The 24,692-nt window shown below is 65.1% G+C and carries 19 protein-coding genes; 7 read left to right on the top strand and 12 right to left on the bottom strand.

Going from position 1 to position 24,692, the window contains the following annotated elements:
• Positions 1-5 precede the first annotated feature (5 nt).
• The 3 genes from NCR38_RS23990 to NCR38_RS24000 form a co-directional block, all read right to left on the bottom strand.
• Positions 6-1,463, bottom strand: a complete 1,458-nt coding sequence (locus NCR38_RS23990; RefSeq protein ID WP_061117284.1) for an NAD-dependent succinate-semialdehyde dehydrogenase — start codon at positions 1,461-1,463, stop codon at positions 6-8.
• Between the two features lie 139 nt (positions 1,464-1,602).
• Entirely contained in the window at positions 1,603-3,264 is a 1,662-nt protein-coding gene (locus tag NCR38_RS23995; RefSeq protein ID WP_061117214.1) for a cation acetate symporter, read from the bottom strand.
• A complete protein-coding gene (locus NCR38_RS24000; RefSeq protein ID WP_061117215.1) occupies positions 3,261-3,566 on the bottom strand; it encodes a DUF485 domain-containing protein in 306 nt (101 codons plus the stop codon). The genes NCR38_RS23995 and NCR38_RS24000 overlap by 4 nt, the downstream gene beginning before the upstream one ends.
• 746 nt (positions 3,567-4,312) lie before the next feature.
• Between NCR38_RS24000 and NCR38_RS24005 the strand changes: the two genes are divergently transcribed.
• From NCR38_RS24005 to NCR38_RS24030, 6 genes are read left to right on the top strand one after another with little or no spacing between them, the layout of a single operon-like run.
• Positions 4,313-5,593, top strand: a complete 1,281-nt coding sequence (locus NCR38_RS24005; protein WP_061117216.1) for an efflux RND transporter periplasmic adaptor subunit — start codon at positions 4,313-4,315, stop codon at positions 5,591-5,593.
• A gap of 44 nt (positions 5,594-5,637) precedes the next feature.
• Positions 5,638-8,853, top strand: coding sequence for an efflux RND transporter permease subunit (locus NCR38_RS24010; RefSeq protein ID WP_061117217.1), 3,216 nt, complete (start codon positions 5,638-5,640; stop codon positions 8,851-8,853).
• Position 8,854: 1 nt separating this feature from the next.
• Positions 8,855-10,330, top strand: a complete 1,476-nt coding sequence (locus NCR38_RS24015) for an efflux transporter outer membrane subunit (RefSeq protein ID WP_061117218.1) — start codon at positions 8,855-8,857, stop codon at positions 10,328-10,330.
• Positions 10,327-11,622, top strand: coding sequence for a paraquat-inducible protein A (locus NCR38_RS24020; RefSeq protein ID WP_061117219.1), 1,296 nt, complete (start codon positions 10,327-10,329; stop codon positions 11,620-11,622). Before NCR38_RS24015 ends, NCR38_RS24020 begins: the two co-directional genes overlap by 4 nt.
• Positions 11,619-13,220: an intermembrane transport protein PqiB gene (locus NCR38_RS24025; RefSeq protein WP_061117220.1), complete on the top strand. Its 1,602-nt coding sequence runs from the start codon at positions 11,619-11,621 to the stop codon at positions 13,218-13,220. Before NCR38_RS24020 ends, NCR38_RS24025 begins: the two co-directional genes overlap by 4 nt.
• The gene (locus tag NCR38_RS24030; RefSeq protein ID WP_061117221.1) at positions 13,220-13,801 is read left to right on the top strand and encodes a membrane integrity-associated transporter subunit PqiC; all 582 of its coding nucleotides are present in this window, start codon (positions 13,220-13,222) and stop codon (positions 13,799-13,801) included. The genes NCR38_RS24025 and NCR38_RS24030 overlap by 1 nt, the downstream gene beginning before the upstream one ends.
• A gap of 9 nt (positions 13,802-13,810) precedes the next feature.
• Here the strand turns inward: NCR38_RS24030 and NCR38_RS24035 are convergent, their stop codons facing one another.
• From NCR38_RS24035 to NCR38_RS24075, 9 genes are all read right to left on the bottom strand, one after another.
• Positions 13,811-14,827: a hypothetical protein gene (locus NCR38_RS24035; RefSeq protein WP_061117222.1), complete on the bottom strand. Its 1,017-nt coding sequence runs from the start codon at positions 14,825-14,827 to the stop codon at positions 13,811-13,813.
• The gene (gene fabI, locus NCR38_RS24040; RefSeq protein WP_061117223.1) at positions 14,824-15,606 is read right to left on the bottom strand and encodes an enoyl-ACP reductase FabI; all 783 of its coding nucleotides are present in this window, start codon (positions 15,604-15,606) and stop codon (positions 14,824-14,826) included. Before fabI ends, NCR38_RS24035 begins: the two co-directional genes overlap by 4 nt.
• Positions 15,603-16,793, bottom strand: coding sequence for an acetate/propionate family kinase (locus NCR38_RS24045; RefSeq protein WP_250477703.1), 1,191 nt, complete (start codon positions 16,791-16,793; stop codon positions 15,603-15,605). The genes fabI and NCR38_RS24045 overlap by 4 nt, the downstream gene beginning before the upstream one ends.
• A 3-nt stretch (positions 16,794-16,796) precedes the next feature.
• Positions 16,797-17,735 carry a phosphate acetyltransferase gene (locus tag NCR38_RS24050; protein ID WP_061117225.1) on the bottom strand — a complete coding sequence of 313 codons (939 nt, stop codon included), beginning with the start codon at positions 17,733-17,735 and terminating at the stop codon, positions 16,797-16,799.
• A 38-nt stretch (positions 17,736-17,773) separates the two neighbouring features.
• Entirely contained in the window at positions 17,774-20,098 is a 2,325-nt protein-coding gene (locus NCR38_RS24055) for a DUF3141 domain-containing protein (RefSeq protein WP_250477704.1), read from the bottom strand.
• Between the two features lie 147 nt (positions 20,099-20,245).
• The gene (locus NCR38_RS24060; RefSeq protein WP_061117227.1) at positions 20,246-21,940 is read right to left on the bottom strand and encodes a SulP family inorganic anion transporter; all 1,695 of its coding nucleotides are present in this window, start codon (positions 21,938-21,940) and stop codon (positions 20,246-20,248) included.
• Between the two features lie 27 nt (positions 21,941-21,967).
• Positions 21,968-22,801, bottom strand: coding sequence for a polyphosphate kinase 2 (ppk2, locus tag NCR38_RS24065; RefSeq protein ID WP_061117228.1), 834 nt, complete (start codon positions 22,799-22,801; stop codon positions 21,968-21,970).
• Positions 22,802-22,902: 101 nt separating this feature from the next.
• The gene (locus NCR38_RS24070; RefSeq protein WP_061117229.1) at positions 22,903-23,160 is read right to left on the bottom strand and encodes an RNA-binding protein; all 258 of its coding nucleotides are present in this window, start codon (positions 23,158-23,160) and stop codon (positions 22,903-22,905) included.
• A 64-nt stretch (positions 23,161-23,224) separates the two neighbouring features.
• Positions 23,225-23,437 (bottom strand): DUF2964 family protein, encoded by a 213-nt coding sequence (locus tag NCR38_RS24075; RefSeq protein WP_250477705.1) that lies wholly within the window; start codon positions 23,435-23,437, stop codon positions 23,225-23,227.
• A 278-nt stretch (positions 23,438-23,715) separates the two neighbouring features.
• On the opposite strand from NCR38_RS24075, the gene NCR38_RS24080 reads away from it, so the two are divergent.
• Positions 23,716-24,642, top strand: coding sequence for a hypothetical protein (locus NCR38_RS24080; RefSeq protein WP_409219303.1), 927 nt, complete (start codon positions 23,716-23,718; stop codon positions 24,640-24,642).
• Positions 24,643-24,692: the final 50 nt, after the last annotated feature.

The raw sequence follows: 24,692 nt of genomic DNA on the forward strand, positions 1-24,692 counted from the left end.
AAGCCCTACCGCTCCAGATTTCCGAAACAGACGTACTTCGCCTCCAGATACTCCTCGACGCCCGAGGACGCCCCCTCGCGTCCCATCCCGGACTCCTTGATGCCGCCGAACGGCGCGACTTCGTTGAAGACGAGGCTGTCGTTTACGCCGACGACACCGCATTCGAGCGCTTCCATCACGCGAAACGCGCGGCTGATATCCGCCGTGTAGAAGTAAGCCGCGAGCCCGGTGCGCGTGTCGTTCGCGAACGTGATGACGTCGTCCTCGTCCCTGAACGGGAGCACGCTCGCGATCGGCCCGAGGACTTCGTCGCCGCACACGCTCATCGACGGATCGACGCCCGTCAGCACCGTCGGCCTGAAGAAATTCGATCCGGGCGCGACACGCGAACCGCCCGCCGCGACCGTCGCGCCGAGCCTGACCGCTTCATCGACGAGACTTTCGATGCGCGTCACCGCCGCGTCGTCGATGAGCGGGCCGATCTGCGCGCCTTCGTCCAGCCCGTCGCTCACCTTGAGCAACGCGACCTTCGACACGAGCTTCGCGACGAAGGTCTCGCACACGTCTTCATGCACGAAGAAGCGATTCGCGCACATCGCCGCCTGGCCCGAGTGACGGAAACGCGCATCGAGCGCGCCTTTAACGGCAAGGTCTATGTCCGCATCGTCGAACACGATGAAAGGACAGTTCGCGCCCAGTTCGAGCGACATCTTCTTCACGGTGGACGCGCACAGGCTCATCAGCCGCTTGCCTTCGTCGATGGAACCGGTGAACGACACTTTGCGCACATCCGGGCTCGCGAGCAGCGTGCTTCTGATCGGCTCGCCCTCGCCCGTGAGCACGGACAGCACGCCGCGCGGCAAGCCTGCGTTCTCGCCGAGCGCGCACAGCGCGAGCGCCGAGTACGGCGTCTGCGGATCCGGATGATGAATGACCGTGCAGCCCGCCGCGAGCGCGGCGCCGACGCGTCGCGCGACCATCGACGAGGGAAACGTCCATGACGTGATCGCGCCACATACGCCGACCGGCTGATGCAGCACGCGGATGCGCTGATTGCGGCGCGGCGCGGGAATGTTGTCGCCGTAGATGCGGCGCGCTTCCTCGGCGAACCAGTCCAGATAATTCGCGGCCTGCGTGATTTCGGAGCGCGCTTCGTGCAGCGGCTTGCCTTGCTCGCTGCACAGAATGATGGCGAGATCGTCGCGATGATGCTCGACGAGGCGTGCCCACTCCCTCAGCACCGACGCGCGCTCGCGGCTGCTCCAGTTGCGCCAGTCCTGCAACGCCGCACTTGCGCACTCGATGGCATCGGTCACTTGCTCCGCCGTGACTTGCGGCACGGAGCCGATGATCTCGCCCGTGGAAGGATTCGTGACAGGCACGCGCGGCAGCGAAGTGTTGTCGACCCAGGCGCCGCCGATATAAGCCGACTGCTCGAAAAGACTGGGGCACTGCAATTGCATGGCTCGCTCCAATGCGTAAGGCGCTTCCTGCACGGTTCCATCGAGCTTAACGCATTTTTTACTCGCCATTCGCGACGCGCGCGGCATCTCCGGTATACGAATGCGGCGGCGCATCGGACAACGCGCCGCCGCTGGGCGATCAGTGGCTCGCGCCCTCGACCGCGCCGATGCCCGTTTCGGAACGCACCGTCTGCGCTTCGAAGCCGGCCTTGTCGATGCGCGCACGCGCGGATTGGTCGGTCACCGAGAAGAGCCAGATGCCGATGAAGCCGATCGCCATCGAGAACAGCGCGGGCGATGCATACGGGAACGGCGCGCTCGCGTAGTGGAATACATCGACCCACACGGCTTTGGAGAGCACGGTCATCACGACCGCCGAGAGCAGGCCGAGGAAGCCGCCCACGGCCGCGCCGCGTGTCGTGCAGCCGCGCCACAGCACCGACATGAAGAGCACCGGGAAGTTGGCCGACGCCGCCACCGCGAACGCGAGCGACACCATGAACGCGATGTTCTGCTTCTCGAACACGATGCCGAGCACCACTGCGACGATGCCGAGCACGATCGTCGTCATGCGCGACACACGCAGTTCGCTCGCGCTCGACGCCTTGCCCTTCTTGAACACGGTCGCATAGAGATCATGCGAAACCGCCGATGCGCCCGCAAGCGTGAGACCCGCGACGACCGCGAGAATCGTTGCGAACGCAACCGCCGAGATGAAGCCGAGGAACACGTTGCCACCGACCGCGCTCGCCAGATGCACCGCCGCCATGTTCGTGCCGCCGAGCAGCTTGCCGCCCGCATCCTTGAAGATCGGGTTGGTGCTCACCAGCACGATCGCGCCGAAGCCGATGATGAACGTGAGGATGTAAAAGTAGCCGATCCACGTGGTCGCCCAGAACACGGACTTGCGCGCTTCCTTTGCGTTGGGCACGGTGAAGAAGCGCATCAGGATGTGCGGCAGGCCGGCCGTGCCGAACATCAGCGCAATGCCGAAGGAGATCGCCGAGATCGGGTCCTTGATGAAGTTGCCCGGCCCCATGATCGACGCCTTCTTCTCGTGCACATCGACGGCCTTCGCAAAGAGCGCTTCCGGACTGAAGTGGAATTGCCACAGCACCATGAACGCCATGAACGAAGCCCCCGCGAGCAGCAGGCATGCCTTGATGATCTGCACCCACGTCGTCGCGGTCATGCCGCCGAAGAGCACGTACACCATCATCAGCGCGCCGACGATCACCACCGCGATCCAGTATTCGAGGCCGAACAGCAACTTGATGAGTTGCCCCGCGCCGACCATCTGCGCAATCAGATAGAACGCCACGACGACGAGCGTGCCCGACGCCGCGAACGCGCGAATCGGCGTCTGCTTGAAGCGGTATGCGGCGACATCGGCGAAGGTGAAGCGGCCGAGATTGCGCAGACGCTCCGCCATCAGGAACGTGATGATCGGCCAGCCGACGAGAAAGCCGATCGAATAGATGAGGCCGTCATAGCCATTGCTGTAGACCGCCGCCGAGATGCCGAGAAACGACGCCGCCGACATGAAATCGCCCGCGATCGCGAGCCCGTTCTGAAAGCCGGTGATGCCGCCGCCCGCGGTGTAGAACTCGGCCGCCGAGCGTGTCTTTTTCGCGGCCCATTTGGTGATGAAGAGCGTCGCGATCACGAACGCGATGAACATGGAGATCGCGGTCCAGTTGGTCGCCTGCTTCACCGCCTGACCGAGGTCGCCGCCCGCGGCGAAGGCGCCGGCGGAGGCCGCGAAGAGCGCGCCTGCTGCGAAGATACGTTGCGGCTTCATGCGGCCTCCCGCTTGATCTGGTCCGTGAGTTCGTCATATGTGCTGTTGGCGTGGTGCACGTAGAGGCCCGTGATCACGACCGTGAAGACGATCACGAACAGGCCGATCGGCATGCCCCAGGTCATCACGCCCGCGCCCATCTTCGCGGCGAGCAGATCCTTGTTGAACGCGATGAGCAACACGTAGCCGTAGTAGACGACCAGCACGAGCGCCGTCAGCGTCCATCCGAGCTTCGAGCGTTTTCGCACCAGTTCGCGGTAAGCGGCGCTCGACTTGATTTTTTCTACGACCTTGAGATCCATTTCCGTCTCCTGCATGAAAGTCTCTTCTCTGCGTGCGACAACGCCCGCGTTCGGCGCGGCGCGCGAACGATCAGCGATGCGTATGAGTAAGGAAATCCCCGGGGCGGGGACGTCAACCGATGCTCTCGCGCATACATTTCAGGCGAGTTCTGTTTTCGATGCGCTGGAGACTAAGGTAAAAGCGCGCGCTTACCCGTTTCTTACGCGAGGCACTTTCTTTTGACGGGGTTTACGCGAAGCATGGCGCCTGCTGCCGTAACGCGCAACAGACGATCGAGCGTTCGCTCCCACAGCGTCAGCGCACAATCGGTGCCGACGTTTCACATTGCGCCATACCCTTTCCGAAAGCGTGCGAGACAATCCTCGCCCTGCCAGTTGTTCAGTAATTGCTGCACATTCCGATCCACAGCGTTCAGTGGAAATGGCATTAAACGCTATGGCGTTTTCATCCGTATTCAGCTATTAGTAGACTCGTCACGCACGTCACGCTACGCCGTGGCGAATCATGAGCATCTCTGGCTATAACTCGACCGTCAAAACCGGAGGCAGCTACGACACATCACAAGCATCAGGCTCGCGCTCGCTGACGTCGCCCAAGAGTCCTGTCCCGCGCGATTTCATCGCATGGCGAACGCATGCCTTCCGGGCACGCATTCGCTGAAACGCACACCGCGAGCATGTCGTGGCGAGGCGCCTGCCGGCGCGCTCGCTCATCAACGATCGGCCATCCCAAGAGGGAGGCGCCTATGGCGTTCGTGTCGGAACAGATGCTGGACTGCTGCTCGTTCGCTCAACCCTCGCGCCGGGTGCGCGCGCTGCGTCTCGTCGCGGCCGCCGCGCTCGCATCGCTCTCGCTCGTGGCGTGCAGGAAGCCGCCGCCCGAAGCGCCGAAGCCCGCCGTCGATGTCACCGTCGTGACCGTCGCCGCGCAAACGACGCCCGTCGATTTCGAATTCACCGCGCAGACGCAGAGCTCGCGTGAAGTCGAAATACGCGCGCGCGTCGACGGCTTCCTGGAAAAGCGCGTGTACACCGAAGGCGCGCTCGTTCAGGCGGGCCAGGTGATGTTCATCATGGACAAGCGCCCCTTCGAAGCCGCGCTGCAGACCGCCAAGGGCTCGCTCGCGCAGCAGCAGGCGCGGCTGCTCGTCACGCAGCAGAATCTCTCGCGCGTGAAGCCGCTCGCCGCGATGAACGCGTTGAGCAAGAAGGATCTGGATGACGCCGTCGGCAACGAGAAGAGCGCCGAGGCCGCCGTCATCGCCGCGAAAGGCGAAGTGCAGACCGCTGAGCTCAACCTGAGCTACACGACGATCCGCTCGCCGCTCAAGGGCCTCTCCAGCTTCGCGCGCGTGCAGGAAGGCAGCTACGTGACGCCGACGCAATCGGGCCTGCTCACCTACGTCTATCAGCTCGACCCGATGTGGGTGAATTTCAGCATCTCGGAGAACGAGTTGCTGACTTATCGCGAGCAGATCAAGAAAGGCCAGTTGCGCTTTCCGTCCGACAACAAGTTCGATGTCACCGTCATCCAGGCCGACGGCTCGGTCTATCCGCAGACCGGCCGCATCGACTTCACGAATCCGGCCTTCAGCACGGAGACGGGCACGTTTCTCGTGCGCGCGGTATTCGCGAATCCGCAAGGCACGCTGCGGCCCGGCCAGTTCGTGAAGGCGCGTGTCACGGGCGCGCTGCGGCCCAACGCCATTCTCGTGCCGCAACGCGCCGTGCTGCAGGGCGCGAAGAGCCACTTCGTGTGGGTGCTCGACGAGCAGTCGAAGCCGCATCAGCGTGTCATCGAAGTCGGCGAATGGCATGGCGACGACTGGTTCATCACGAGCGGCCTGAAGGCGGGCGAGCGCGTGATCGTCGATGGCGCGATCCGGGTCGGAGCGGATTCGCAGGTTCGCGTCGTCGCGGCACCCCCGGCACCCGCAGCGCCCGCCGCGGGCGGCGCGGCGGCGTCGGGCGCTCAGGAGGCGTCGCTCGGGCAGACGAAGAACGCAAGCGGCGGGACGGAAAAGTGATTTGATCTGACCACTATCGAAAGCACGTCGCGCGGAAGAGGCCAATGAACATTTCACATTTCTGCATTGACCGTCCCATTTTCGCGTCGGTCATTTCGATCGTCATCACGCTGGGCGGCGCGCTGACCATGCTCGCGCTGCCCACGGCGCAGTATCCCGACATCACGCCGCCGCAGATCACGATCTCCGCGACCTATCCGGGCGCGAGCGCGGACGTGGTCGCCAACAACGTCGCCGCGCCGATCGAGCAGCAGGTCAACGGCGCGGACAACATGATCTACATGAGCTCGTCGAGTTCGTCGACGGGCAACCTGACCATCAACGCGTACTTCCAGATCGGCACGAACCCGGAGCTCGCGCAGGTCGACGTGCAGAACCGCGTGAACCTCGCTTTGCCGCAACTGCCGCAGTCAGTGACGGCGCAGGGCGTGCAGGTGCAGAAGAAGTCGCAGGCGTTCATGATGGTCATCGCGATCTATTCGCCCGACGAACGCTACGACGCGACGTATATCGCCAACTACGCGAACGTGTATGTCCTCGACGCGCTCAAGCGGATTCCCGGCGCGAATCAGTCGAGCATCTTCGGCACGCCCGATTACGCGATGCGCATCTGGCTCAAGCCCGACCGCATGGCGCAACTCGGCATCACCGCCGCCGACGTCCAGCGCGCCGTCGCCAACCAGAACCAGCAGTTCGCCGTGGGCCGCCTCGGGCAATCGCCGACGGGCGCGCCTGTCGAGCAGTCCTTCGCGGTGACGACGACCGGGCGGCTCACCGAGCCCGCCGAGTTCGAGAACATCATCATTCGCGCGCAATCGGGCGGCGCCGCGATCGTGCGTCTGAAGGACGTGGGCCGCGCCGAGCTCGGGCAGAAAGACTATTCGATCCGCAGCCGCTTCCAGGGCAAATCGGCGACGGTGCTGGCCGTCTATCAGCAGCCGGGCGCGAACGCGCTCGACGTGTCGAAGCAGGTGCGCGCGTCGCTCGCCGAGATGAAGAAGACGTTCCCGCAGGGCATCGACTACGAAATCGCGATGGACACGACGGAGTTCACGCGCGCCTCCATCTCCGACGTGGTGCATACGTTCTTCGAAGCGGTCGTGCTGGTCGTCATCGTCGTGTTCGTGTTCCTGCAAAGCCTGCGTGCCACATTGATTCCGGTGCTCGCGGTGCCGGTGTCGATCGTCGGCACGTTCATGGGCATGGAGGCCCTCGGCTTTTCCATCAACATGCTGACGCTGTTCGGCATGGTGCTTGCAATCGGCATCGTCGTGGACGATGCGATCGTCGTGATCGAGAACGTCGAGCGCAACATGACGGTGCACAAGCTCGATCCGAAGACCGCCGCCAAGAAGGCGATGGACGAAGTGGCCGGGCCGGTCGTGGCCATCGTGCTCGTGCTCTGCGCGGTGTTCGTGCCGGTGGCGTTCCTGAGCGGCATCACGGGGCAGATGTACAAGCAGTTCGCCATCACGATCGCGATCTCGGTGGTGATCTCGGGTCTCGTCGCGCTGACCTTGTCGCCCGCGCTCGCCTCGTTGCTGCTCAAGCCCGGGCATCACGAGAAAAAAGGCTTTTTCCGCTGGTTCGATGCCCAGTTCATGCGCATGACGCACGGCTACACGAGCGTCGTGCGGCTCGTCATCAAGCGCTTCGCGATCGCGCTGCTGCTCTTCGCCGGCATGATCGCGCTCGCCGTCGTCATGATGCGCGACATACCGACCGCGTTCCTGCCGCCCGAGGATCAGGGTTATCTGCTCGGCGCGGTGATCATGCCCGATGCCGCATCGCTCGACCGCACCGGCGCGGTATCGGACCGCGTCACCGAATACTTCATGAAGCAGCCGGCGGTCGGCAGCATCACGACCGTCGATGGCTTCAGCATTCTCGATAGCCAGAACAAGAACAACTCGTCGACGTTCTTCGTCGGCTTCAAGAGTTTCGAGGAGCGCTACAAGTCGGACAATATCCGCACGCAGAATGCGCGCGCGGTGCTCGTCGACGCGTACAGGCATCTGTCGCAGATCAAGGAGGGCATCGTCGTGCCGTTGAATCCGCCGTCGATTCCGGGCCTGGGCACGACGGGCGGCACCGAGATGTGGATTCAGAGCAAGGGCGACGCGACCATCGGGCAGTTCGCGGCCCTCGTCGACGATTTCGTCGCCAAGGCCAAGGCGCGCCCGGAGCTGACGGGAGTCACCTCGACCTTCAACGCGTCGTCGCAACAGATGCTCGCCAATGTCGATCGCGACAAGGCCGAAACGCTCGGCGTGCCCGTCGAGGATGTCTACAGCGCCATGCAGACGATGTTCGGCTCGCTCTACGTGTCGCAGTTCAACCGGTCGAGCCGGCTCTGGCAGGTCATTCTGCAAGCGGAGCCGCAATACCGCCTGAAGCCGGACGACCTCACGCAGATCTTCGTGAAGAGCAAGAGCGGCGAGATGGTGCCGCTCAAGTCCATGGTCACGACGCGCTATGTGACGGGGCCCGATCTCATCACGCGTTTCAACAACTTTCCGGCGGTGAAGATCACGGCGAACGCCGCGCCCGGTTACGCGTCCGGACAGGTCATGCAGGCGCTGGAAGATATCGCGCGGGACCTGCCGTCGGACTACGGCATCGGGTGGAGCGGCGAGGCGTACGAGGCGAAGCAGTCGGGCAGTTCGTCGGCGCTCGTCTTCGTGTTCGGCCTGATCATGGTCTTCCTGATTCTCGCCGCGCAGTACGAGAAGTGGAGTCTGCCGTTCGGCGTGCTGATGGCGGTGCCGTTCGCGATCTTCGGCGCGCTGCTCGCCATTCTTCTGCGCGGCCTCAACAACGACGTGTACTTCCAGATCGGCCTGACGATGCTCGTCGCGCTCGCCGCGAAGAACGCGATTCTCATCTTCGAGTTCGCCGTGCTGAACCGCGAAGCGGGCGCGTCCGTGTACGACGCGGCGATGACCGCCGCCGAAGAGCGCCTGCGCCCGATCGTGATGACCTCGCTCGCGTTCATTCTCGGCTGCGTGCCGCTCGCCATCGCGACGGGCGCGTCCGCGAACAGCCGGCATTCCATCGGCACGGGCGTGATCGGCGGGATGCTCGGCGCGACGGTCATCGCGGTGTTCTTCATTCCGATGTTCTTCTGGGGACTGGAAACGATGTCCTCGCGCTCCAAGAAAAAGAAAGGCGACGAAGCGCCCGCCGCCGATGCGAAGCCGCATAACGCACCGGGAAGCGGCTCGAATGCTTCGCCGTCCGCTCCGAACAAGGGAGACTGACATGCGGCGCACTCTCGTCAGCCTCGCCGCGGCACTATCGCTCAGCGGCTGCCTGCTCGGCCCGAACTACTCGCGCCAGCCGGTCGATACCCCGGCGACGTACCGCTTCGCCACGGCCGAAGTCGCCGACACCGCGAACACCGAATGGTGGAAGCAGTTCCAGGACCCGGTGCTCGATGAGCTGATCTCGACGGCCCTCGCGAACAACAAGGACGTGAAGATTGCGGCGGCGCGCGTCGAACAGTTCATGGGCCAGTTCGTCACGACGCGCGCCGCGCTGTTCCCGCAGGTCTCGGCAGGCGCGGCGGCCGCGCGGCAGCGCACGTCGGCGGCGGGGCCGCAGCCGCTCAACGGCTTCGGGCCGGTCTACAACAGCTTCGAGGTATCGGTGTCGGCGGCGTGGGAACTCGATATTTTCGGCCGCAACCGGCGGCTCACCGAGGCGGCGCGCGCGAATCTGCTGTCGAGCGAGGAAGGCCGGCGCGCGACAATTCTGTCGCTGGTGGCTTCGGTGGCGTCGGCGTATCTGAATCTGCGCAGCTTCGACAAGCAGCTCGAAATCGCCAAGGCGACGACGCAAAGCCGGGCCGAATCGGTGCATGTGTTCACGTTGCGCTTCGAAGGCGGCGAAGTCTCGCAGATGGAGCTCGCGCAGAGCCAGTCCGAATACGAAGCATCGCTGGCGACGATTCCGCAGCTCGAAACGCAGATCGCTCAGCAGGAAGACGCGCTCTCGGTGCTGCTGGGCGCGAATCCCGGGCCGATCATGCGCGGCCGCGCGCTCGGCGAACTCTCGACGCCCGTCATCCCGGCGGGCCTGCCCTCCGATCTGCTGGAGCGGCGCCCCGACCTGCTTCAGGCGGAACAGGATCTGGCCGCGGCCAACGCGCTCATCGGCGCGGCGCGCGCGCTCTACTTCCCGCAGATTTCGCTGACGGGGTTGCTCGGCACCGCGAGCGGCCAGTTCTCGTCGCTCTTCACGGGGCCGGCGCGCGTGTGGTCGTTCGCGGGTCAGATCACGCAGCCGATCTTCACGGCGGGCAATATCTCGGGCCAGGTGCAGTCCGCCGAAGCGCAGCAACAGGCGGCGCTGCTCACGTATCAGAAGTCGATCCAGGTCGCGTTCCAGGAAGTCGACGATGCGCTCATCGCGTCGCAGAAGCTGCACGAGCAACTCGAAGTGCAGGGCCGGCAGGTCGTCGCGCTCTCCACTTACTCGCGGCTCGCGCGGGCGCGCTACGAAGGCGGCTACACGAGTTATATCGAAGTGCTCGACGCCGAGCGCAGCCTCTTCAACGCCCAGCTTTCGCAGACCCAGACGCAGGCCGCCGCGCTCGTGTCGTTCGTCACGCTCTACAAGGTGATGGGCGGCGGCTGGGTCGTCGCGGCCGACAAGATGACGACGCAGCAACAATCGGCGACGCCATCCGGCGATTCCGCCAAACCGGGCCAGCCCGCTTCGCAGACGGTGCAATGAACACGGTCACATCCGAAGATCGCGACCAACACGACGCGCGCCCGCTGATCGCGTGCCACGAATGCGATCTGATCCAGCGCGAAGGCAGCGTGCCGCCCGGCGGCGCCCTGCGCTGCTGCCGCTGCCGCGCCGTGCTCTATCGCCGTCGCGGACGCGGCTTCGACCGCGCGCTCGCCTTTGCGCTCGCCGCCTCCGTGCTGTGGCTGATCTCGAATGCGTTTCCGATCGTCGGCCTCGCGGTGAACGGCGATCTCGTCGAAACGACGCTGATCGGCGCGGTGCGCGTGCTCTATCGCGACGGCATGTGGCCGCTCGCCGGCCTCATCTTCGTCACGACGATCCTGATGCCCGCGCTGCAGGCGCTCGGCACGGTGTGGCTCGTGCTGCCGCTGTATCTGAACCGCAGACCCTGGCACGCCGACGCCGTGTTCCGTCTGCTGCGCGTCGCGCGCAACTGGGGCATGACCGAAGTGCTGATGCTCGGTCTCCTGGTCGCGGTCGTGAAGCTCGCGCATATCGCGTCGGTGGTCACCGGGCCGGCGCTGTGGTCGCTCGCCGCGCTGATGCTGCTGCTCGTCGCGGCGACGTCCGCGTTCGACGAGCGCGCGATGTGGATGCGCATCGAAGGCGCACCGCCCGGCATGCCCGCCGACACGCCGCTTCACGGGCGCACGGCGGCGGCGAGCGGCATCTGCGTCTGTCACGAATGCGGGCTCTCCACGCGCGGCACGCTGCGTCATGACCATCTGTGCTGCCCGCGCTGCGGCGCCCATCTGCATCTGCGCAAGCCCGCGAGCCTGTCGCGCACGTGGGCGTATCTCATCTCCGCGGCGGTTCTCTACGTGCCCGCGAACCTGCTGCCGGTCATGAACACGAGCTCGCTCTTCGGCGCGCAGAAGGACACGATCATGAGCGGCGTCGTGTACCTGTGGCATTCGGGATCGTGGCCGCTCGCGATCATCGTGTTCATTGCGAGCATCGCCGTGCCGATGCTCAAGATTCTCGCGATCGGCTATCTCGCCGCCACCGCGAATCTGCGCATGACGCAGCGCAACGTGCAGCGCGCGCGCATCTACCGCATCGTCGAGCTGGTGGGCCGCTGGTCGATGCTCGATATCTACGTGATCGCCGTGCTCGTCGCGCTCGTGCAGTTCAGCGCGATGGCGACGATCGAGGCCGGTCCGGCGGCGATCGCGTTCGGCGCGGTCGTCGTGCTGACGATGTTCGCGGCGATGTCGTTCGATCCGCGCCTCATTTGGGACAGCGCGCCGCCACGGGAAGAAAGGCGATGAACACACCCGGCGATATCCCCGATGCGGAAGTTGCGCCGAAGAAGCGCTGGCGCATTCCGTGGGTCTGGGTCGTTCCGGCGGTCGCGGTGGTGATCGGCATCTGGCTCGCCGCGAAAACCGTGCTCGAACAGGGACCGACCGTCACGATCAGCTTCAAGACGGGCGAAGGCATCGAAGCCGGCAAGACGAAGATCAAGTTCAAGGACGTGGACATCGGCCTCGTGAAGTCGGTCGCGCTGTCGAAGGATTACAAGCGCGTGGTCGCCACGGCCGAGCTGACGCGCGACGCGACCAACATGCTCGTCGAGGACACGCGCTTCTGGGTCGTGCGGCCGCGCGTGGCGGGCGGCTCGGTGTCGGGCATCAGCACGTTGCTCTCGGGCGCCTATATCGGCATGGATATCGGGCGCGCGAAGCAGGACCGGCGCGATTACACCGGCCTCGAAACGCCGCCGGTCTTCGCGAGCGACGTGCCCGGCCGGCAGTTCGTGCTGAAGGCGACGGATCTCGGCTCGGTCGATGTCGGCACGCCGATCTATTTCCGCCGCCTGCAGGTCGGCCAGGTGACGTCCTTCGAGCTCGACAAGGACGGCAGCGGCGTCACGCTGCACATATTCGTCAACGCGCCCTACGACCGCTACGTCAACGCGGATTCGCGCTTCTGGCAGGCGGGCGGCATCGACCTCACGCTCGGCACCGACGGGCTCAAGGTCAACACGCAATCGCTCGTCTCGATCCTCGTGGGCGGGCTCGCGTTCGAGACGCCCGCCGTGTCGCTCAGCTGGGCCGAGGCGCCGCCCAACACGACCTTCAATCTGTATCCGACACGGGCCGAGGCGCTGCGCGTGCAGGAGCGCATCGTCGATAACTATGTGTTCGACTTCTCGGGCTCGGTGCGCGGGCTCGCCGTGGGCGCGCCGGTGGAATTCCGCGGCATCCAGGTCGGCGAGGTGGCGGCCATCAACACGCGCTTCGACCCGGTCACGAAGCGCATCAGCATTCCGGTCGAGATCAGGCTGTATCCGGAGCGCTTCACGTCGCGATTCGCCACGGGGCCGACGGGCGGCAGGGTGGCGACAGACCGGCGCGCGCTCGCGGACGTGCTCGTCTCGCGCGGCCTGCGCGGGCAGTTGCGCACGGGCAGCCTGCTCACCGGCCAGTTGTACGTCTCGCTCGATTTCTTCCCGGGCGCGAAGAAGGCGAGCATCGACTGGAACCGCAGTCCGCCCGAATTGCCGACGACGCCGAGCGGCCTCGAATCGATGCAGGATTCCATCAACCGCATCATGACGCGCATCGACAAGCTGCCGATCGAGGAACTGACCGCGAGCGCGCGGCAGACGCTCAACAGCACGACCGCGCTGATGCAGGGCCTCAACACGCAAGTCGTGCCGCAAGCCGCGACCACGCTCGCCGCCGCCCGCGCCGCGCTCGATGCGGCGCATTCCACGCTCATGCCGGATTCGGGCCTGCAGCAGGACACGGCCGAAGCGGTCCGGGAACTGACGCGCACGGCGGCCTCGTTCCGCAGTCTCGCGGACTATCTGCAGCAGCATCCGGAAGCGTTGCTGCGCGGCAAGCCGGAGGACAAGAAGTGATGCGGTCCACTCTGCTCTCTCTCTTACTCGCCGTTCTGCTCGCCGGGTGCGGTTCGCCACCCGCGAGCTTCTACCGGCTGAGCACCGATCCCTCGCTCGCCGCGACGGCCGCGCGCACGAACTCGCGGCCGGTGATCGTCGGGCCGGTGACGGTGCCCGATCTCGTCGACCGGCCGCAGATCGTCACGCGCAACACGAACAACGAAGTCGCGCTCAACGAATACGCGCGCTGGGGCGAGCCGCTCAACAGCAGCATCGCGAGCGCCATCGCAGGCGATCTCACGTTGCTGCTCGGGTCCGATCGCGTCGCGCCCGCCTCGCGCTCGCTCGCGGACCCGCAAGCATGGCGCGTGCGCGTCGATATCCAGCAGTTCGAATCCGTTCCCGGCGATACCGTCGCGATCGACGCGCACTGGTCCGTGCGCCGCTTCGGCGACGAAAACGGGCTGTCCGGCCGCTCGCTCGTGCGCGAGCCCGTCGCCGGCGCAGACTGGAATGCGCTCGTGGCCGCGCACAGCCGCGCGCTCGGGAGCGTGAGCCGCGACATCGCCAACGCGATCGCGCGCAGCGCCTCGCCCTGAGCGACGCGGTTACAGGACCCAGTGTTCCGCGCCATCGAGCGCGGTGCCGGCGGGCGGCATGTCGCGCCGCGCGATCCGCACGAACTCGACCGCGCGCGTCTGCTGCGGCTGCATCGGCATGCGCGCGAGCTGGATGGTGACTTCCGCGCCGCATTCGTCGCTGCCCTCTTCCACGAGCAGGTTCATCTGATTGATGCACAGCGTGCGCGGCGTGACGCTGATGAGCGCCGCGGGCTCCGCGAGCAGATCGACGAGCGTGCGAAGCTGCACGTCGACGGCTTGCGCCCGCGAGCCGAGCGCGGCGAGCGCCGCTTCGTTCTCCGCGACGTCGCGTTGCAGGCGCGCCATGTCGCCCGATGTCCCGACAGACGAGACGAGACCGCCCATGCCCGTGCCGCGCCGGCCGAGCATCTGCATTCGCGCGCTGAGCAGTGCGCGCTCTTCGTTGAGCGCCTCGCGCCTCGCTTCCTGCGCGGTGAAACGCGCCATCGCCTCGAGCGTCAGTTGCTCGACCATGCGCAGCACGATGTCGCGCCTGAGCGCGTCGTCGGTTTCCGCGCAGATGCGCATGCGCTTGTCCTCGAAGCCGATCGTCGTGCGCGCGACGTCCGCGCGCATCACGCCGCCTTCGAGCGCGGAGCCGAGCACGCGCCGCTCGATCATCCGGCTGCTCAGCACGGCATGGACGTGGTCCGCGGTGAAATGCTCGTCGAACCAGCCGCGCACTTCGTTCGATTGCCCGATGACGCTCACGATATCCTCGGGCGTCGCGAACATCGCGCGCAAATGCGGATCGCCCGCCCAAGCGCCGGGTGTCGCATCGCGCGGCGGCGGCAGCGCGCAGACGAGCTCGCGCGCGAACCCGAGCGTCTTGCCGATGACGGGCGCAAGCCGCGCTTCGAAGCGACTCGCGAGCCTCACCTGCGGCGCAATCGCGACGATGCGCTCGAGCGCCTGCCGCACGTCCTCGCGCGACGCCTGAGGCTCACTCGCCCTGCGATTGAAGAGCCGGTCGAAGAGTTTCATCCCATGATGTGCACGCCGCCGTCCACATAGAGCGTTTCGCCCGACAGCCGCCGCGCATAAGGCGTCGCGAGGAACGCGCATGTGAAGCCGACGTCCATGATGTCGACCAGTTCGCCGAGCGGCGCGCGTTCTTCGGCTTCGGTCAGCAACAGGTCGAAGTCCTTGAGCCCCGACGCCGCGCGCGTCTTGAGCGGGCCCGGAGAGATCGCATGCACGCGAATGCCCTGCGGACCGAGCTCGTAAGCGAGATAGCGCGCGCACGCTTCGAGCGCGGCCTTCACCGGGCCCATCACGTTGTAGTTGGGGACGACCTTGTTTGCGCCGTGATAGCTCATCGTGAACATCGCGCCGCCGTTTTTCATGAGCGGGGCCGCGAGCCGCGCCATGCGCACGAACGAATGGCAGGAGATGTCCATCGCCTTCGCGAAGCCTTGCGCCGAACAGTTCAACAGGCCGCCTTGCAGATCGCCCTTCGGCGCCCACGCGATCGAATGCACGAGGATATCGAGCCTCGCCCACTCGCTCGCGATGCGCGCGAACACCGCGTCGGTCTCCTCCTCGCTCGATGCGTCGAGCGGCATGAAGATCGGCGCTTCGAGATCTTTCGCGATCGGCTCGACATACGGGCGCGCCTTTTCGTCCGCATAGGTGATGGCGAGATCGGCGCCCAGTTCGCGGAACGCCTTCGCGCAGCCATACGCGATCGAATGCTCGTTGGCGATGCCGGTGACGAGCGCCTTCGCGCCCTTCAACACGGGATGTGGCACGTTCAGCGTCATGCGCGCGCTCCTTCGATCAACGCGAGCGCATGACGCGCGATCATCAGTTCCTCGTTGGTCGGAATCGCCCAGGCGCTCACCTTGCTCGACGCGGTGCTGATGCGCGGGCCGCCGCTCTCGTTGGCTTTGGCATCGAGCTCGATGCCCCACCATGCCGCCTGCTCGCACACGCGCTGACGTATCTCTTTCGAATGCTCGCCGATGCCCGCCGTGAACACGACGGCATCGAGCCCTTGCAGCGCGGCGCTCATCGAGCCGAGCTCGCGGCCGATGCGATACACGTAAAGGTCGATGGCGAAGCGCGCGCGTTCGTCGCTGCTCGCGAGGAGCGCGCGCATGTCCCCCGAGATGCCCGATACCCCGAGCAGGCCCGAGCGGCGATACAACAGGTCTTCGATCTCGCGCGCGTTCATGCCGAGCTCGTCGAGGAGATAAAGGATCACGCCGGGATCGAGATTGCCGCAGCGTGTGCCCATCATGAGGCCATCGACGGCGGTGAAGCCCATCGTGCTCGCGACGCTCCTGCCCGCGTGTATCGCGCACAGGCTCGCGCCGTTGCCCAGATGCGCGACGACCGTGCGCCCGCGCGCCGCATCGGGCGCGATATCGGGCAGCGTACTCGCGATGTATTCGTACGAGAGGCCATGAAAGCCATAACGCCGCACGCCGTTCTTCGTGATCGATTCGGGCAGCGCGAACGCCTGCGCGAGCGGCGCCTGATCCGCATGAAAGGCCGTGTCGAAGCAGGCGACTTGCGGCAGGCCCGGATTGCGCTCGGCGATGATGCGGATCGGCTTGAGATTGTGCGGCTGATGCAGCGGCGCGAGCGGCGTGAGCTTGTCGAGCTCGTCGAGCACGTGCGCGTTCGTCAGCACGGGCTTCGTGAAATGCGCGCCGCCATGCACGACGCGATGCCCCACGCCGATCAGACGATGCCCCACGCCATGACCGCGCAGAAAAGCGCCCAGATATGCGATCGCATCGGCATGTTCGAGCCTTGCGCCCTCACCCCACGCATTTTCGCCGGTCTTCTCGCCTTGCGCATCGAACGCGACGAAATGCGGCGAGCTGAAGAGACCTTCCACTTGTCCGCGCGTGACGAGTTCGAGCGCTTTGCCTTCGACATCGAACGCGCTGAACTTGATGCTCGACGAACCCGCGTTGAGAACCATGATGACGTCGGCCATGGCTTACCCCGCCACTTGCGCTGCTTCGCGGCGCTTCGACGCCACGAGCGACGCGATCGCGCACGACGCAAGCCGCGATTGCAGCGAATCGGCACGGCTCGTCAGGATGATCGGCACGCGCGCGCCGAGCACGATGCCCGCCGCATCCGCGCCCGCGAGAAACGACAGGCTCTTCGCGAGCATGTTGCCCGCTTCGAGATCCGGCACGATCAGCACGTTCGCGCGCCCCGCGACGGGCGAATCGATCTTCTTCGTCCTCGCGGCTTCGGGATCGATCGCGTTGTCGAGCGCGAGCGGGCCATCGACGAGCGCACCGGTGATCTGATGGCGATCGACCATCTTGCAGAGCGCTGCTGCCTCCAGCGTCGACGGCACTTTCGGGTTCACCGTTTCCATCGCGGAGAGGATCGCGACCCTGACCTCGTCCATCGGCAGCGCGTGGCAGAGATCGATTGCGTTCTGCACGATATCGACCTTGTCGGCGAGCGTCGGCGCGATGTTGATCGCGGCGTCGCTGATGATGAGCACGTTCTCGTGGCCCGGCACATCCATGATGAAGCAGTGCGACAGGCGCCGTTGCGTGCGCAAGCCGCGCTCGCGTTTCACGACGGCGGCCATGAGCTCGTCGGTGTGCAGGCTGCCTTTCATGAGCGCCTCGGCTTTCGCTTCGCGCACGAGTTCCACCGCCTTTTCCGCGGACGCATGACTGTGCGGCGCATCGACGACAGGAAAGCCCGCGATGTTCAGCCCGCATTCCTCCGCGACCTCGCGAATGCGCTCGCGCGGCCCGACGAGAATCGGCGCGATCAGGCCCATCTCATGCGCCTTGACCGCGCTTTCGAGCGATGTCCGGTCGCACGGATGCGCGACCGCCACCGCGAGCGGCGGCAGTGCCCTGCAAATCTCGATGAGCCGTTCATACTTCTCGTGCGTATGATTCATACCGCCTCCCGTTGAACGTGAGATGCGCCGCCGATGCCTCAGTGCGCGGGCGCTGAACGTCTTGCCGCGCGCGCGGCCTTGACGGGCAGCGCCGCGCGAATGCGCGCGAGCATGTCGTGCTGCGCGGCCGTCGGCTCGAAGCCTTGCATGCGGCTGTCCGCGTGCAGCTTGTCGAAGAGCGTGATGAGCTTCTTGCGGTCGTCGTTGTCGTCGAGGAGATCGGGCAAGGTCGCGAGCGCCTGCTCCGGCTCGTAGCGCACGATGATTTCCTGCTCGCCGCGGATGCGCCGCCATTGGTCGGGCGGCATCTGCGGCAGATATTCCGCGTAGTCGGCCGCGAGCGCCTGCCGCAAGACCATGCGCGTGAGCGGCAGCGGCTCGTCGTGCCGCATCAGCAGGCACGCGACGCGCGCGACGGCCTCCGCATACCCACCGTGCCCGATCGATGCAAGCGCGTCCTGAACGAAAGGCAGATCGCGCGGATCGGCTACAGGCTCCGGCGCCTCCTGCCGTTGCGCCTGATGCGCGGAGAAGAGGTTGCCGTAGACGGAGAAGAACATTGCTTCCGTCGTGGCATCGCGCATCGCACGATAAAAGTCGAGGCTCGCGCTGATCATGTCGGAGCCGCAATGCTCCGCACGCCGCAGCACACTGGTTCCGGTGTCGGGCTTGCGCGCGGCCCTGACCGCATCCGCCGCGGGGCCGAGCCATGCGAGCCACGGGTTGTAATCCGAGAACATCCAGCGTTGCGCGCGCAATGGATGAAACGCGCGCAGCATGCTCGCGGTGGTGTCGTTGGCCATCGCCTGCACGAAGGGCTGCGCGAAAAGTTCATAGGCGCGCTGATTGAAATCCGATACCTGCTTCACCGCTTCGAACGGCCGCTCGTCGACGCGCTCGAAACGATTGAAGCGTTCCTTCACCTCTTCCAGACGGCGCTCGCGAAAGCTCACGTCGTACTCGGTCTTGCCGCCCTCGCCCTTTCGTTCGGCGATCTCCATGCCGTACAGCCCCGGCGGAAACGATTCGATCGCCTCCAGCACCGATGCGATCTGCGTGTACTCCTTCTTCGCGACCTTGCCGCTCACGAAGATGCCGAGGTGGCCGATGTTCTCATGCATCAATCCGACGATCACCTGGCCGCGCGCCTTGATCTCGTCCGTGCTGCCGTAGATGTCCGCGACCCAGTTGAACGCCTGCTGCGGCGGCGTGATGTTGTCGCCCATCGACGCGAAGAGGATGATCGGCGACTTGATCGCCCGCAGATCGAAGGACGCGCCCGACACGCCGCGCACTTCACCCGACCATAACTTGTTGCCGACGAAAAGATTGCGCGTGATCCATTCGATCTCTTCGCGGTTCATCAGGTAATAGCCGCCCCACCAGCGTTCGAAGTCGAGAAAGCGCGGCGGTTCGGTGTCGATGTTGTCGAACAGCTTGTAGTACTTGTCCCAGAAACTGTTCGCGGGATTGAGGTTCTCGAAATTCTCGACGAGATACGCGCCGTCGAACTTGCCGTTGCCGAGGTCCGCCGTCAATGACGCGAGCCAGGTGCCGCCCAGCATGCCGCCGGAATAGCGCATGGGGTTGTCGCCCTCGCCTTCGCTCCATGCGCCGCTCCAGTACGACATCGGCGCGCCGTTGATGACGAGCGGGCCGGTATCGTCGGGCTGCGAGCTCGCAAGCATCATCGCGGCCCAGCCGCCCTGGCAGTTGCCGACGATCGCGGGCTTCGCGCTGTCGGGATGCAGCTCCCGCACGTGCCTGACGAACTGCTGTTCGGCCGCGCATACATCGAGCAGCGTCTGACCGGGTTGCGGGTCGCGGAAGAACGTGACGAAGTACACCGGATGACCCGCGCGCAACGCGACACCCACTTGCGAATCGTCCTTGAAACCGCCGATGCCGGGACCGTGCCCTGCACGCGGATCGATGATGAGATAAGGCCGTTTCAACGGATCGATGCTCACGCCCTCGGGCGGCACGATGCGCAGGAGCGCGTAGTTCACGGGCCGCGCGAAGGTCCGGCCATCGAGCAGCATTTCATGCGCGAAGTGCAGCACCGGTTCGAGACCGCGCTTCGTCTGCTCGATGAAATTGTTGCCGCGCTGACGCAGCGTGTCCCAGAAGAGAATCGAACGCTGCACGAGATCGAGCGCATAGGTGTAGCCGTTCAACTGGCCCGCTGCGTTCGCGCCCGCATCGCTGAAACGATCCGCGTCGCCGTTGCCGAAAAGACGCGTGCCCGCATCGCGCGTGCGCTCGCTGAATTGCTGCTGCGCCAGTTCCGCGCGCTTCTCGAACACGCGCGCGACTTTTTCCGCGATTTCCTGGCTTCGCGCCAGTTGACCTGCATACGGCATGACGTGACCTCCGCGAAGAGAACGTGCAAGGGATGAGGCTCAAAGCAGATGTATCGGCCGGCGAGATGAACGCATGGACCGATGAATTGAATACCATCATTAAAATATATGCGCAATGTGCGACAGGGAAGTGGCAAATAAGGCAACTCAGGTTCGCGCGGCGGTATCGCCGTCGGGCGAAACAATCTGCCGGTACTTCGTCACAACATGTTCGAGGTTGTAGAACATGCGCGATTCGCCGAGCGCTTCGCCGAGCGGCGAGCGCCGCACCGCCGCGAGCACGCCCGGATTCAGGCCCGCGAGCCAGAGCGTGGTGCCGTTCGCGGCGAGGCGGGCTTCCGCTTCGCTCATCATCTTGAGCGCGGTGTATTCGATATCGAAGACGCGGCTCAGGTCCAGCACGACGACCTTCGCGCCGGACTCGCGCACGAGCGGCCGGATCTTTTCGGCGACACGTTGCGCATTGGCGAAAAATATCCGTCCCTCGGGACGCAGCAGCAACAGGCCGGGAAACGATTCGTCATCGGGATGTCTCGACGAATCGCGGCGAAACACGTTCGTGCCCGGTATCCGCCTGAGCGCATAGACCGGCGGATCGGACACCTGATGCGCGAGCGCAAAAAGCGACACGACGATCGCGACGACGATGCCCTCCAGCGTGCCCAGCAGCACGACGCCCGCGCATGCCGTCAGCGCCCAGACGAACTCGGTGCGGCGGATCTTCAGAATTGCGTCGAATTCGGCGGGGCTGAAAAGCCCGATGGAATAGAACACCACGACGGCGGCGAGTGTCGCGTGCGGCATCAGCGCCATCAGCGGCGCGAACAGCAGCATCACGGCGAGCGCGACGAGCGCCGTCATGAGGCTCGCGAGTTGCGTGCGCGCGCCCGCTTGCCGGTTCACGGCCGTCTGGCTCGTTCCGCCGCCCGCAACCATCGCGCCGAACAATGCGCCGCCCGCGTTCGCAAGACCGGTCGCGAGCAGTTCGCGGTTCGCGTCGGGCACCGGCTCGTCGTTGCGCGCGAAGGCGCGGGCCGCCGCAATGCTTTCGGTGAAGCTCATCAATGCGATGCCCAGCGCGTCCGGCCACAGCTTCAAGGCAAGCGACAAATCCGGCTGCGTCCACGAGGGCAATCCCGCCGGCACCGCGCCGACCGTTTCGACGCCGTGCGCGCGCAGATCGAAGGCGGCGACTGCAATGATCGCCGCCGCGACGACCAGCAACGGCGCCGGCGCGCGCGGCGTGAAGCGTTCGAGCAGCACGAGCGCGACGAGCGTGAGCATCGCGAGCGCGAGCGTGCTCGCCGAAAGATGCGGTAACCCCGCGACGAACGCGCCGACATTGTGGAAGAACGACCCTTTCGGATAGTGGATGCCGAACAGTTTCGGCAACTGATCCATGACAATGACGATCGCCACGCCCGCCTTGAAGCCCACGAGCACCGGCTCGGAAATGAAGTTGGCGACGAAGCCGAGGCGCAGGCACGCTGCCGCGACGAGCATCACGCCGACGAGCATCGTCAGCGTGGCATTGGCGATGGCGAGCGCGTGCGTGTCGTCGTTGCCGATCGTCGTACTCAATGCATTCGCGGCGAGAATCGCGAGCGTGGTCGTCGTGCTCACGGAGAGCGCGCGCGACGATCCCGTGAAGGCGTAGACGATCATCGGCACGCATGCCGTGTAAAGGCCGGCCTGAACGGGCAGGCCGGCGATCGTCGCGTAGGCGAGCGCCTTCGGAATCACGACGGCCGCCGCCGTCAGACCCGCGATCGCATCGGCGCGCGCCCACTGTTTCTCATAATGAAACAGCCATTCGGGAGCGATGGGCGCGCGCGGCGGCATGACGAAACCCGTGCGCCGGTGTCGCGCTCAGAAGCGCTCGGGCACGTAGCGCAGCGGCCGGTCGCTCTCGCGATAGCCCTCCGGCTTCTGGCGCTTGGGCAGCTTCACCTTTTCCCTCGGCACGGCCGTGTAGGGAATGTTCGTCAACAGATGGCTGATGAGATTCAGGCGCGCGCGGCGCTTGTCGTCGGAACGTACGACGTACCACGGTGCGAGATCGGTGTCGGTTGCTTCGAACATGTCGTCGCGGGCGCGCGAATAGTCGTACCAGCGGCTGTACGAGCGCAGGTCCATCGGCGAGAGCTTCCAGATCTTGCGCTCGTCGTGGATGCGCTCTTCGAGGCGCCGCGTCTGTTCTTCCTGGCCGACTTCGAGCCAGTATTTGAGCAGGATGATGCCCGAATCGATGATCGCGCGCTCCACGAGCGGCACGCCTTTCAGGAACGTTTTCGCCTGCTCCTCGGTGCAGAAGCCCATCACGCGTTCGACGCCCGCGCGGTTGTACCAGCTCCGGTCGAAAAGCATGATTTCGCCCGCCGCCGGCAGATGCGGCAGATAACGCTGCACGTACATCTGCGTCTTCTCGCGCTCGGTGGGCGCGGGCAGCGCGACCACGCGGAAGATGCGCGGGCTCACGCGCTCGGTGATCGCCTTGATCGTGCCGCCCTTGCCCGCGCCGTCGCGCCCTTCGAATACGACGCAGACCTTCGCCCCCGTGTGGACGGCCCATTCCTGGAGCTTCACGAGCTCGACATGCAGACGCGCAAGCTCCTTCTCATACTGCTTTCGGCTCAGGCGCTCATGCACAGCCGCGCCTTCGCGCACGCCCCTCGATTCGCCGACAGCCTTCTCTTCTTTCATCGCTGTCTCCCCATGTGGTTCGATGCAACCCGTGCGGCCGCCCCGCGGCCGCCGTCGAGACGATGCGCGCGGCACCGGGTCGCGGCCTCGTCATGACGCCATCAGGTTTCGTTGCGCTCGGGCACAACCTGCACCATGAGCGTGCGATTTTTCCAGAACATGTTGTGAATGCGCGGCTGAAACGTGCGCAGCACGTGCGGCTCGACGTTATCGAAGCTCACGACGGCGGCCGGATGCTCTCCGGTGCCGGGCACGCGCTGAATCGAATCGTACGGAGGAAAGCCGTAATTGCAGAGGAACTGCCGGATTTCATCGTCGGTCGTGGACTCGTCTACATTGCCTATCCAGAGATCACCCATTGCGAAATTCTCCGTTGAGTTTCGTGTTGTTTCTGCTTCTATAGCCTAGTACACGAACGGCCGATCAGGTCGATTCATCGCGCTTTCCCGATCTTCGTTGCGCGAGCGGATTCAACGCGACGACAAAGGTCACGATGCCGATGCCGAGCGCCCACATGCCGTAGCGGAATTCCGGCTTCACGTCATACAGCAGACCATGAATCGTGAAGTAGAGGCCGCCGAGCCAGATGAAAACGCCGATCGAGGCAACCACCATGCGCGGCTCGTTCAATCTCATCGTTCTCTCCTGATGTTGCGCGGAATAGATCCAGTTTAGGAAATCCTGGGTCGCCGTGTGAACGCTCTCGTATGCGTCGGGCTTGGCGCGCGCCGCCCGGTAGGCTACATTTCCTGCGTGTGACCGTGGGATCGTTCAAGGGCTCCGCGCATGCGATGTGCATCGGCACATCGGCGGAGCAGCCGTTTGCAACGTACGACCAATCAGCCGTTCAACGTTCGAGCGCTGCGCACATGCGAAAGCCGATCCTTTCTTCGATCCGGTTGCGCATCTTTTCGATGCTCGTCCCGATCGCCCTCGCACCCGTCCTCGCGCACGCGCAGGCCGCGCCGGACCGCGCCGTCGTCGGGGCGAACGTCAAGAGCTACGCGAACGCCGTGCTCGCGATCATGTCGTACACCGCGGTGCCGGATGTCACGACGAGTTCGCTTTCCATCAACAGCGGCACCACCGGCAATCCGGGCTTCGGCCAGACGCAGCTCGGCGGCGGCTTTACCCTGAGCCGCTCGTTTCCGCTTTACCTCGAAGGGACTGTGGCGTACAGCCGGTACGACCCGACCTTCATCGCGACCGAAGGCAATCAGCAACGTCCGGTGCCGGCGAAATGGAACACCGCGAGCACGACCATCGGCATCGGCTGGGATTTCCCGATCACCGACGAGTTGCGCCTGCGGCCGATCCTGAACGGCATGATCGGCCGTGTGGCGAGCGATCTGCGCGTCGCTCAGACCGTGTTCAACCGTGTCGCCAACTCCAACCTCCAGTTCCTCGAAGACGGCGCGCTCAATGCGTACGGTCTCGGCGGCTCGCTGATGCTCGATCTGGAGCACTACCGCGAACACTACGAGATCGATCTCGAACTCCGCGCAACCGATATCTATTTACGCAGCTTCGGCAGTTCGTCGGAAGCCGTTCAGGGATCGGCGACGGCCCAGCAATTCAGCCTGTGGGCGCGCTGGCGTGCCCCCACAGGCCTTGCCGCGCTCGACCGCCCGGTGCGCTATGTGCTCGAAACCGCGTACTCGCATTACTTCGGCGACAGCGCCGGCGTACTCGGCTTCAACGACCTGACATCGCTCGGTGTCGGATTGGAGCTCGACAGCAGCCGGTATCCGGTCGTCATCACGCGCACACGCGCGATGGTGCGCTACGTGTTCGGCCACAACGTGCACGGCGTGTCGTTCGGCTTCGCCGTCAGCTTCTAGATTTGCGCGCATGCCTTCATCGTTCCCGCGTCCTGAGAAAGTGCGCGGGT

It is taken from the genome of Caballeronia sp. INML1, from assembly GCF_023631085.1.
Classification (GTDB): Bacteria; Pseudomonadota; Gammaproteobacteria; order Burkholderiales; family Burkholderiaceae; genus Caballeronia; species Caballeronia turbans.